Raw genomic sequence first — 11,493 nt, forward strand, 5'->3', positions numbered from 1 at the left:
CAAACTATAAGCAGTCCTTTTTACTTTGTATTTGGTATTACTGTTTCATTTTTGACAAAGAGTTACCCTATGCAAATCATTACTATTTTATCAACTAAAGGCGTTGTTACTAAAACCACTAATGCTGCAAACATCTCTGCTTTTTGCGCCGATCATGGACTCAAAGTGCTTATGATTGATACAGATGTACAACCATCTTTGAGTTCCTATTATCAACTAAATTACTCTGCAAAAGGTGGTATCTATGAATTCCTTATAGATAAAAACACAAATCCAACAGATATAATTTCACATACAAATATCAAAAATCTACATCTTATAAAGTCTAATGACCCTACTGGTAAAATTAGTTTCTTATTGCGCAACTTGCCAGACGGTGTCATTCGTTTTAATTATCTTCTACAACAAATTCATGGTTATGACTTGATCATTATTGATACTAGAGGTACAAGAGATATTACACTTGAAATGTCAGTACTAGCTAGTGATCTTATTATTTCTCCACTCTTACCTGAGCTCTTATCTACGAGAGAGTTCCTAAGAGGGACTTTAAGCTTATATTCTGATTTACATACCTATTCAACATTTGGATTACAACTTCCTCCAATAAAAGCTATAGCAAATCGTGTTGATAATACTAATGATGCAAAAGATATTATTGCACAATTACACCAAATATTTAACGAACCTCAATTCAAACAAAACTATCAAATAGAACTCCTAGATCTTGTTATTCCATCTCGAGTTGCTTATCGAGAAGCTAACACATTATGCATACCAATTCATCGTTATAAGAAAACAAAACATAACACAATGAAAAAACTATGTTCTGTATTATTTCCACAATTCCAACATCTATTTAACTAGTTAAATAGAAAGGAGGAAATATGACAAACAAAAATATAAATAATTTATTTGATGAACACTTAGAGTCAGCTGTTCTAGGAACACTATTAATGAATAACGAACAATGGGATAATATTTCTATTCTACTATCATCAGATATATTCTATTTGCACTATCACAAATTAATCTTTGATGCGATAAAGACCCGACTTACCAATGGTTCTCCTATTGATATTCTAATATTAGAACAAGATCTAAAAAAATCATTACCAGATAATGCAGGATTATTTGCATATCTTGTAGAACTTGTACAAAAAACACCTTTATCAAATAATATTGATATCTATGTCCAAAAACTGTATGAATTGAAGAAACTTCGTGAACTAGCTGAACTAGGCAATACTCTACAGAATGCTGTTTATAGTAAAAATACATCTGCTGATTCTATTCTTGCTATTGCAGAAAACCAATTATTTACCATAGCAGAAAATAAAACCTCTTCTACTATCAAAACTCTCACTGAATCTATGCGAGTTACTATCAAAAAAATTGAATCTGCATGTCAGAAAAACTCCTCAATTACTGGTATACCAACAGGTATTGAAGAACTTGATTATATGACAACCGGATTTCAGCCATCTGATTTCGTCGTAATTGCTGGCAGACCTGGAATGGGTAAAACAGCCTTTTTATTAACTTGTATTAAAGCAACACTAGAACAAAATCCAAAAGCAATCGTACAATTTTATAGCTTGGAAATGCCTAGTGATCAAATACTAATGCGTCTTATGTCAATGTTAGGCAATGTGAGTTTGCAAGCCTTAAGAAATCCTCTTTTGTTAGATACAGAAAGCTTTAATAAATTAAGTAATGCTATGACATATATTCAACAAAATTGGGAAAACAGATTATTAATCGATGACTCTGCCACATTAACCCCAGAAATCCTACGCTCAAAAATTCGTAGATATACTTGCTTACACGGACATCCTTCTGTCATTTTTATTGATTATTTACAGTTAATGAAACTCCCTAATCAGCCAAACAGATATGAAGAAATTAGTCGGATTTCTAACACACTCAAATCTCTTGCAAAAGAAATGCAATGTCCTGTTATAGCGCTTTCTCAGCTAAACAGAGCTGTTGAGGGAAGAACAATAAAGAGACCTACTAACGCAGATCTACGAGATTCCGGCGAAATAGAACAAGATGCAGATGTCATTATCTTGCTACATCGTGAAGATTACTATCAAAGCAAAGAAAAATGCACTGGATTAGCAGAAATTATACTAGGTAAGCAACGTAATAGTCCTACTGGTGATGTTATATCTCACTTTGTTGCACAATACTCCCGCTTTGAATCTTATACACAAGATAATATTACAACACTTAATTAGGAGCTACATATGACTGAAAAAATTTCTAGAGACAGAAAAAAAGCTCTTTTAAGACAGAGTATGCAAATTGGTGTTATTCAAAATAATTCAGAAAATTACAATTCTCAGGATGAGATAAATCCTACAGATAATTCATCTAAATATATTACTGTCACCTTATCACAACTACGCCCTTTTGATGATAATCCTCGCAAACATAAAAATCCAAAATATAATGAGATAAAGGAATCCATTAGAATGAGAGGATTAGACTTTCCACCTAATATCACTAAACGTCCTAATGATAATTTTTACATTATTTCTGATGGAGGCAATTCGCGATTACAAGCTCTATATGAACTATACCAAGAAACTAATGACCCTCAATACTATTCTATTACCTGTTTATATAAGCCCTACAGTGGCGCTATACACTGTCTGATAGGACACTTAGCAGAAAATGATTTAAGAGGTGATCTTACATTCATAGAAAGGGCTTTAGCCCTCCAAAAAATAAGACAATCTTTCTCTCAAGAAAAAGATTCTAGCTTATCATTAAGAAAATTTTCAGAATTGCTTAAAGATAATGGTTACATCATATCACACCAACATTTATCAAAAATGGATAGATGTATTGAATTATTATATCCTGCTATACCTAATGTCCTTTCTAATGGACTAGGTAAACCACAAATCGAAAAATTATTACAACTATTCGACAAAACAAAAGAAACTCTTATTCATATTGATAAAAAGGAGTTTCTAAATGTATGGATAGATACCCTAAATGAATTTGATAATGATGCTTTTAATATTGATAGTATAAAAAAACAATTAGATAAACATGTATCTAAGAAATTTAATATTAATCATATCGATAAACAAGGCACACAAGCAGAATCAAAAAATAATGGTCAAGAAATACATGAAGAAAAAATAATCAGTGTCGCCAATGGCGACATTAACAATGAATCTGTCGAGCAAAATATTCTTACTCAATTTGGTGTGACATCATCTCAATCTCATAATTTAAGCTTAAGTGAACAAAGGAAAAAGCGTGCTCAACAAAATGGCATTGCTTTTGCCAATACTGGATGCCAACCAGTGGATGACATATGGCAAATATTTCCTGCTTTTGATTCACCAGAAAAAATAAAGTTTGAAATGTTTGGATTGGCAACTGACATTGCAAATCTCACAAATTTAAAACCTTACTTACATACATTAGGAAGAGATTTTAGTTTCACATTAGATCCTCTATCAACAGATGAACACGATGATCTATCAATAAGTATACATGGATTACTATCTATAGTAGCTAGTGATGCTCACAAAGAAATACTCAATTGGCAAATCGATGAATCTCTTTTACTTGGACTGACTCATAACCCCATAATTACCGATGAATTATTAGTCAAAATATTTCGGCTTATTCGTATTACACGTCAATTAAGACAACATTTAAGAGGTGCTTTGTCATGATGCAAGCTATCAATCAAATTATGCTAACGCATGTAATTTCACAAATAAAGGCAGGTAAATTACGTAATTGTGAAGAACTCGGATTCACTCCAGAAGAATTATCTGAAATAAATAAACTCACCGTAGATGAGTTTATTTATTTAGGACAAGTGAATACATCTTTTATTCATTTTAATATTAATCATAATTTACTAAATAAAATGCTTCAGCGTTCAAAAGAACAAAGTTATTCTCAAGATTTATTTGATCGAGCATTACTCCTAGGAGGAAGTATCGAATTAATGAAATATTTTTTTGTGTTCAAGGGTATGAAGTGAGCGAAAGAAGAAGGTTATTACAAAAATGTATCTCTGCTGGCCGTCGTTCAGCTTATATTTCTGATGAAAAATCAAATGATGCATGGTATCTCTGGCAAGATGAATGCAAGAAAGATCCTCAACGAAGTAACCTTTGCTCCTTAAAAGCATTAGACAGCTTAATCTCTATTGCAGAAAAATTAGATCTCGATCTTACAATGCTGTGGAAACAAGTAAAAAAATGGGAAGATGATAAAAAAAGGAGAATCAAATGAAAAAAAATAATAAATCTATAACATCTCCTGCTGGTTTATTTTATTTTGGAAATCAGCACGAAACAGTACCTCTTAAATTATTACAAGATCCATTGCTAACAATTAAAGCTAAATATACATGGCAAATGATTAGATACCATGCAAAAACATTTGCCGGTAGTTTATTCCCATCGTATGAAAAATTATAAGAACTTTTATCTGATAAAGTATATCAACATGAAAAAGTTTCTAGAAAACTCGTAAGTCAAACTTTGTTATTGTTGCGACTTACAAGATGGTTAACACTCTGTGATAAAAAAAGGGATACAAAAGGAAGGGTACTTGGTAATATTTATATCATTCATGATGAGCCCATTAGCATTACTGATGCTATCCACTTTGATTCTAATTATTTAACGCTACTTACTGAGTCAACTATTCACAACGATAAAATTGTCAGAGATGTTGCAAATTATATAGTTGATGAACTCAAAAGTGATAAAAACTTTTACTTTATTTCTCACATAGAATTAATGTTAAGTAGACTAGAACAGCATGAACAATCTATTCTGCAAAAAGATCATAGCTCACAAAGTGCAAAACAAATTATCAACGACATTTTGCATAAAGATTCTGATCAGGATATCCTCAATAATCAAAAGTCCGCTATGGAACTTAGTCAGAATTCTTTAAATTCTCAAAGTTCCTCTACGGAACTTAATAAAAATACTCAAAATAATCAAAGTTCCTACACGAAACTTAGTCAAAATACAACAAACACTACAAGTTCCATCAAGGAACTTAATCCAAATACTCAAAATTCCACTATGGAACCTAGTCAAAACACTAGAAATAATCAAGATTCCGCTATAGAACCTAGTCAAAATTCAACAAATATTCAAAGTTCCGCTATGGAACCTAGTCAAAAAAATACAATATCTTCGTATAGTACAAGTAATGTATATAATCAATACTGTACTAATAGTACTATCAACAATATTCTAAATAATCTTTATCTCAATGATACTGAAAGAACAGTTATATTATCACTCATTAAACAACTTAATTTATCAAATGATATTGTTGAGCAAGTACTCTCAGAATCATTATTACGCATCAATATGGGAAACATACAAAGGCCTGTTAATTACATTTGCAGCTTATTGAATAAAGCTAAAAGAGGAAATTTTAATCAGTATCTAATTAAAAATCGAATTGATACATTACCTAATCAACAAAGACAGCAAAATTATAAACAATCTAGTGTATTAACAGCACATAAAAAACACAATTCAGAGACTCGCTCAGCAATAATACAGCAAGCTCAAGAATTAGATAATAAATTGAAATTACATTCATAATCCGAGTGTCGCCACTGGCGACACTTTTGTACAAGATTTCATTAGGATAATGATATCAAGAATATTTTTATCTATTTAGAATAACTAATTATATGTAGTTTTTATCATAAAATTTACTATGATAATTAATACCTAAAATTATAGTTATAAATACAGGAGATTTTATGATTGGTGTAAATCAAGTTATTATATTAGGTAATCTTGGTGTAGATCCCGAAATTAGAGTGATGCCTGATGGAGATATTATCGCGACATTAAATATAGCAACAAGTCGGATCTGGAAAGATAAAGCTGGTAAACAAAACAGTACTACAGAATGGCACAGAATAACTTTATATCGACGACTTGCAGAAATTGCAAAAAATTTCTTAAAAAAAGGAAATAAAGTATTTATATCTGGCTACTTACAAACAAAAAAATGGACTGATGATAACGGAATTGAAAGATGGACAACCTCTATTATTGCTGAGCGATTACAACTGCTTGATAAAATAGATCAAACATCTCATCAAAAAAACACCTCAGAAAATATTGAAAGCTTAAATTAAATATCTCTACTTCCCTTTAATATTCACTATACTAGTATTTTTACTATTTTCCCAGTTAAAAACTGACTGTCGCCACTGGCGACACTTTTTTATCCAAAATAAATAACTAATTAATAATTGTTTTAATATCTCTAATATTTATGATGTAAGCTCTTTTTAATTAACATGGAGAGAGTTTTTATGACTGACCTAAATCTTAATATTGGCGCATTACATACAGATATTACTCTAACTTTACATACACATCATGCAACCAAAATCTGGAAAGGAAAACAAATTTCTTTACCAGATGGTACATTATCAACTCGTATTATTAGCATTCCATCTTGTCTAAAAATTTTAAATCAAATTCATCAACATTCTGCACAAGATAATCCCTATGCAGATGCTTATCTTTTAAAAATAGAACAACAAATTCTTAGTACTCGTAAAATATTAAGTGAAAAACAAGAACAATTACTTGATTTATATACAGATAAACTACCTAAAGATATTAAACTATCCCAAAGTTTTAATATTAACCCCGTAAAAATTCCTTTGATCATCCGTTCTAGTATAGGTTATCAATTAATATATTTAATATTTACTATCTGATTTTGATAATCTAGTTCGTATTGCATTAACCGCATCTCATATTGCTATTCTTAATAGAAATGAAACGAAAAATATTATAGAAAGAACAGCTCATCTATTACGTTCTATTCTAGGGATTATTCAACGGTATCAAAATGCAAATATCACAAGAAATGAATTGAAATCAGGCTCTATTTCTGCCCAAGCAGTACTTAAGAGATTTGGTGAACTCCCTTTGGAAATTTTAGAGAGAAAACAACGTAGTCAATTTGCACCTAACACTACAAACAGTAAAGATGAAAGTCCTAAAAGTGCTATAGAAGGAGAATAAAATGCCTAATAATTATAACGCTCTAACAAAAGAGGACTACCAAAATCTTATTTTTAATACACCTCTTAATTCAGCACTAAAAATGCTTTTTAACCCAATACAAAGTGCTGATGATTACACTATCTTAAAACAATATATTGAAGAATCTAGAAATGAACTATTTAAAATAGCTCAATCCATTTTATATGCTGCAAAGTCTTATCCTTTAAATCATTTACCTATAATTTTTATTATAGATTCACAAAATTCATCAGGAGGAAAGTTTTTATGTTGGAGAGATCAATCTAACGGTCGTTCCGGAAAATATGCATGGGATAAACTAATAATAAATAACCATGTTCCAATAGAAATCAGATCTGTATTACGTGATTTAGAAAAAGATCGTATTGCATTTAATATGCAAATGTCCATTCTAAATTTTATTCTACGACAATGCAGAGAATGCTCACTGAAAATACAAGAAATTGATACATTGTTTATGGAACATAATAAAGAAGTTCATTACAGGTAAATCCTATTATAAAAAATGCAAACTATCCACTAAAAGGCCTTTTAAAAGTAAAAGAAAGCTAGCCTTTTACTCTTATAAAGACAGCATTATATAGGATATACATATGACAACATTATATTTATGTGAAAAACCCTCTCAAGGTCGAGATATTGCAAAATTCTTAGGTGCTACACAACGGGGAGATGGCTATTTATCAAATCATGACAAATCACTGGTGGTTACTTGGTGTGTCGGTCATTTAGTGGAGCAAGCAGAACCCCATGAGTATGATGAGACCTATAAAATATGGGATTTTAATGCGTTACCAATTATTCCTTCTAAATGGCTGATGAAAGTCAAAAAAGAAACCGCAAAACAATACAAGATTGTGATGGGGTTGATTAAAAAAGCACAACTTATTGTAATTTCAACTGACCCAGACCGAGAGGGCGAAGTTATCGCTCGTGAATTACTTGATATGTCAAATTATAAAGGTGTCATACAGCGCCTTTGGTTATCCGCACTAGATGATGGCAGTATTCGCAAAGCACTATCATCTTTAAAATCTGATGCAGATACAAAATCCTTATATTTTGCTGGACTGGCAAGAAGTCGTGCTGATTGGTTAGTGGGCATGAATCTTACTCGATTATTTACCTTAATTGCACAAAAACAAGGCTATAAAGGTGTCATGAGCGTAGGACGTGTACAAAGTCCTACATTAGCTATTGTTGTACAACGTGATCGTGAAATTGCAAATTTTGTACCAAAGCCTTTTTGGCAAATAAAAGTTGATTTAGTGAATAAGCAAAATCAAATGTTTTCTGCATTTTGGCAAGCACATGAATCAAGTTGCGATGATGAAGGTCGTTGTATCGATATGGCAGCCATTAATCAATTGATGTCAGGGTTAAATGTGTCATCAACAATGATAGTTGGCAAGATTGAAACGAAGCCTAAATCAGAATCACCACCTCTTGCTTTTGACTTGGGTACATTACAACAAACTTGTTCCAGATTATTTGGTATTGGGGCTGCTCAGGTACTGAAGATTGCTCAATCATTATATGAAACACACAAAGCAACGACTTATCCGAGAACGGACTGCGGTTATCTTCCTGAGTCGATGATTGCTGAAATTCCTGTGGTAATAAAAGCATTGGTAATGAGTGATAACAAGATTAATTCTATTATTACTTCACTCGATCTTTCATTACGTTCTCGCATATGGAATGACAGTAAAATTACAGCTCACCACGGCATTATTCCGACAACACAAAAAGTAGATTTAAGCAAAATGGATGATAATGAATTAAAAGTCTATCAGCTCATTAGACAACATTACCTTGCTCAATTCTTACCATTGTACAAAGAGGATAATACGGTAGCTACGTTGGAACATTCTGGACATCAATTTGTAGCGAAAGGTAAACGCATCATTCAATTGGGCTGGAAAACGCTATTTACACATGATAAAGCGGATGATGAAGAAAAACAGATTTTACCGATATTGAATGAGAAAGATAGTTGCCAAATCAAAAATGCTCAAGTATTAACATTGAAAACAACTGCACCAAAACGTTACACAGAGGGTACCTTAATTGCTGCAATGAAAAATGCGGCACGTTTTGTGCAAGATAAAAGATTGAAGCAGCGCCTTAGAGAAACGGAAGGGCTAGGAACTGAGGCTACACGAGCAGATGTAATTGAAAACTTATTAAAACGTGGCTATTTGAAGAAAGAGAAAAATAATATTGTGTCAACTGAAGCTGGTAGTGATTTAATTGATATTTTACCAGATATTATTAAAGATCCTGGTATGACTGCATTGTGGGAGCAAGCTTTAAATGATATAGCCAATAATAAAATGAGTTTAAATGATTTTATGTATAGTCAATCTCAATTTATTCAGCAAATTATAAAAAAATATTCATTTTAATAAAAAAATATTTGAAAATACCATATTTCGTTTTAAAATATATTATAAAGTAATGATACATCTTATAGTGTTGGGTAACTTCTAGAGATGTATTACAATAAAACCGTTTGAAGTAAAGTACTTGAATTTACTGAGCATTTTGAAATACGGTTTCTCTTAAGAGTAAATGTAATTCATCAATAAATACATTTAATTTATCTCTGTCGTAAAGTTTTTATTATTTCTATTTTATGTGTATTAATATAAAAACAATAAAAACTTTACGACTATTTTATCATTACCAATGAACAATGGTGAAAAATGTTCTCCTTTTGTACAGTATGTGCCACCGTTTATCTGATCAAGGCGAATTATGATCAGAAGAAGTTATCTTCTTTTTCGTCTACATCAATTTGCCATCTGTATTAGTCATAGCAGATGGCTTCTTATTTTCTTTTGTATGTAAACTCTCTCTTTCTTTTTATCTATTTTTTATAACTAAAAAAAAATTTAAATTTCACCATATCTCTGTTTCAATAATGTCATTAAATCGCTATCGTAGGTAGCATTTAAAACCAAGCACTGACCTGTAATGTGCTGATATCTTTTTTATTTGATATAAATGGTCGCCTTTAAGCTATATGCTTACTCACTTTTTATAGTGATATTTATGTTTTTACTTTCATCACCCAAAATAACGGGAAACACTTTTCCCTTTATTGCGGGGTAAATATGTTTCCCTTATGTTTATGTATTAATTCCGGAGAAACATTATGAATATTCAATATTTCAATTTATATACTAATGGTATAGGTTATATAAACCAAATTCAGAAAATAGATACAGAAGAATCTACTAATTCTTTTGTTACCTGTCGAATCTCTGCTCTTGTAGGTAATAATACCAATATTAAATATCGTTCATTTGATACGATTATCTCTAACAAAGATGTAGAAAAATTAGTTCTACGTTGCCAACAAGCTGTTAATCAAGGCAAAAAAGTACTTATTTCATTTGTATTATCCGATATTTGGTATGAAACTTTTCTTCATAAGAAAAATGGGAAGTATTATAAAAAAGGAGATCCTGGTGTTTCATTAAAAGCATATTTGATCAAAATAAACATGATCAAAATTGACGGTGAAACTAAATATCTTTCCGATCAAGATTATTCATACTAAAAATAATATCACAATAGCTTCTGATAAAAATAATGTGAACTCTGCAACAAGCAAAAAGAAATCAACAAAAAAGATTTCTAAACTTATTAATGAGGATTCATTTTAATTTTTAATCAAAATATATCAATACAAATAAAGTCTTTTCTCATCAACTGCTTTAAATAATTATTAATAAGCAAATTCTTATATGCGTCAACTAATCTATCCCCAAAAAGGAAAATATTATGTTTTCACAATTTAACGATCTATTTCATCCTTATTTAGAAGAATGGAATAAAATTCTAGCATTTTATGATGATTGCGTTACAGAAACAGATGTAATGCAACGTTCAAAAAAATCAAGCTCTAATTCTATATTTGATATTTATCTTAATATTATTATAGAACGTATCATTAAACATTTTTGTGATCAATTAGACATTGAGGTAAAAGATGCTTACTTTTATTTTTATCTGAATGGCTGTGATTCGCAATTCTATATTAATGGTATTCTTATCGATTCCTATAATACTTACCAAAATGTATTAACTATGTTTCAAAAGATTATTAACGAATCTTAATAAGATCTTTATTGTTACCCTCACCAAGGAACACTTTCCCTCGTGAGGGAAGTGTTCTCTATAATTGTTATTTAGTAACACTTAATGGAGAAATTTCATGAATACTTACTCAAAATTTGCACCTAATGTCTTTGTTGCAAAATGCCCTGAAATGCACGAAAAAGGTGAAATTATCACCTTAACAAGTAAATATGGCAAAGAAACAGAAGTTGAAATCTATAACCTTGTAAAATGATCTGCACCCCAAAAATTGGACTTATTATCCAACATACAGAGG

General features: G+C 30.8%; 12 protein-coding genes and 2 pseudogenes. All 14 read left to right on the forward strand.

The annotated features are described in order from the left end of the window. Positions 1-69 precede the first annotated feature (69 nt). Positions 70-867, forward strand: a complete 798-nt coding sequence (locus P375_RS10765) for a ParA family protein (RefSeq protein WP_039136928.1) — start codon at positions 70-72, stop codon at positions 865-867. A gap of 20 nt (positions 868-887) precedes the next feature. Then, entirely contained in the window at positions 888-2,243 is a 1,356-nt protein-coding gene (gene dnaB, locus P375_RS10770) for a replicative DNA helicase (RefSeq protein WP_039136930.1), read from the forward strand. 9 nt (positions 2,244-2,252) lie between these two features. Further along, on the forward strand, positions 2,253-3,704 hold the full coding sequence (locus P375_RS10775) for a ParB family protein (protein ID WP_039136933.1): 1,452 nt from the start codon (positions 2,253-2,255) through the stop codon (positions 3,702-3,704). Between the two features lie 20 nt (positions 3,705-3,724). Beyond that, positions 3,725-4,275 (forward strand): annotated as a pseudogene (locus P375_RS10780) (DUF2857 domain-containing protein). Further along, a complete protein-coding gene (locus P375_RS12450; protein WP_052121832.1) occupies positions 4,272-4,463 on the forward strand; it encodes a hypothetical protein in 192 nt (63 codons plus the stop codon). Before P375_RS10780 ends, P375_RS12450 begins: the two are co-directional and overlap by 4 nt. Before the next feature lie 69 nt (positions 4,464-4,532). Further along, on the forward strand, positions 4,533-5,615 hold the full coding sequence (locus P375_RS10785) for an STY4528 family pathogenicity island replication protein (RefSeq protein ID WP_156962341.1): 1,083 nt from the start codon (positions 4,533-4,535) through the stop codon (positions 5,613-5,615). Between the two features lie 164 nt (positions 5,616-5,779). Beyond that, positions 5,780-6,163 (forward strand): single-stranded DNA-binding protein, encoded by a 384-nt coding sequence (gene ssb, locus P375_RS10790; RefSeq protein WP_052121834.1) that lies wholly within the window; start codon positions 5,780-5,782, stop codon positions 6,161-6,163. 180 nt (positions 6,164-6,343) lie between these two features. After that, on the forward strand, positions 6,344-6,757 hold the full coding sequence (locus tag P375_RS12885) for a PFL_4669 family integrating conjugative element protein (RefSeq protein ID WP_052121835.1): 414 nt from the start codon (positions 6,344-6,346) through the stop codon (positions 6,755-6,757). A 46-nt stretch (positions 6,758-6,803) separates the two neighbouring features. Then, entirely contained in the window at positions 6,804-7,067 is a 264-nt protein-coding gene (locus tag P375_RS13045) for an AcaB family transcriptional regulator (protein WP_432430746.1), read from the forward strand. A 1-nt stretch (position 7,068) separates the two neighbouring features. After that, positions 7,069-7,578 carry a DUF3158 family protein gene (locus P375_RS10800; protein WP_039136935.1) on the forward strand — a complete coding sequence of 170 codons (510 nt, stop codon included), beginning with the start codon at positions 7,069-7,071 and terminating at the stop codon, positions 7,576-7,578. A 103-nt stretch (positions 7,579-7,681) separates the two neighbouring features. After that, entirely contained in the window at positions 7,682-9,496 is a 1,815-nt protein-coding gene (locus P375_RS10805) for a DNA topoisomerase III (protein WP_084598515.1), read from the forward strand. A 752-nt stretch (positions 9,497-10,248) separates the two neighbouring features. Then, a complete protein-coding gene (locus P375_RS10810) occupies positions 10,249-10,656 on the forward strand; it encodes a DUF3577 domain-containing protein (protein WP_039136937.1) in 408 nt (135 codons plus the stop codon). A gap of 224 nt (positions 10,657-10,880) precedes the next feature. Next, positions 10,881-11,216 carry a hypothetical protein gene (locus P375_RS10815; RefSeq protein WP_039136940.1) on the forward strand — a complete coding sequence of 112 codons (336 nt, stop codon included), beginning with the start codon at positions 10,881-10,883 and terminating at the stop codon, positions 11,214-11,216. 97 nt (positions 11,217-11,313) lie between these two features. Next, a pseudogene (locus P375_RS12455) lies at positions 11,314-11,448 on the forward strand (DUF3560 domain-containing protein); the annotation flags it as partial. Between the last annotated feature and the right edge of the window lie 45 nt (positions 11,449-11,493).

The sequence above is a fragment of the Gallibacterium genomosp. 2 genome (genome assembly GCF_000771895.1).
Classification (GTDB): Bacteria; Pseudomonadota; Gammaproteobacteria; order Enterobacterales; family Pasteurellaceae; genus Gallibacterium.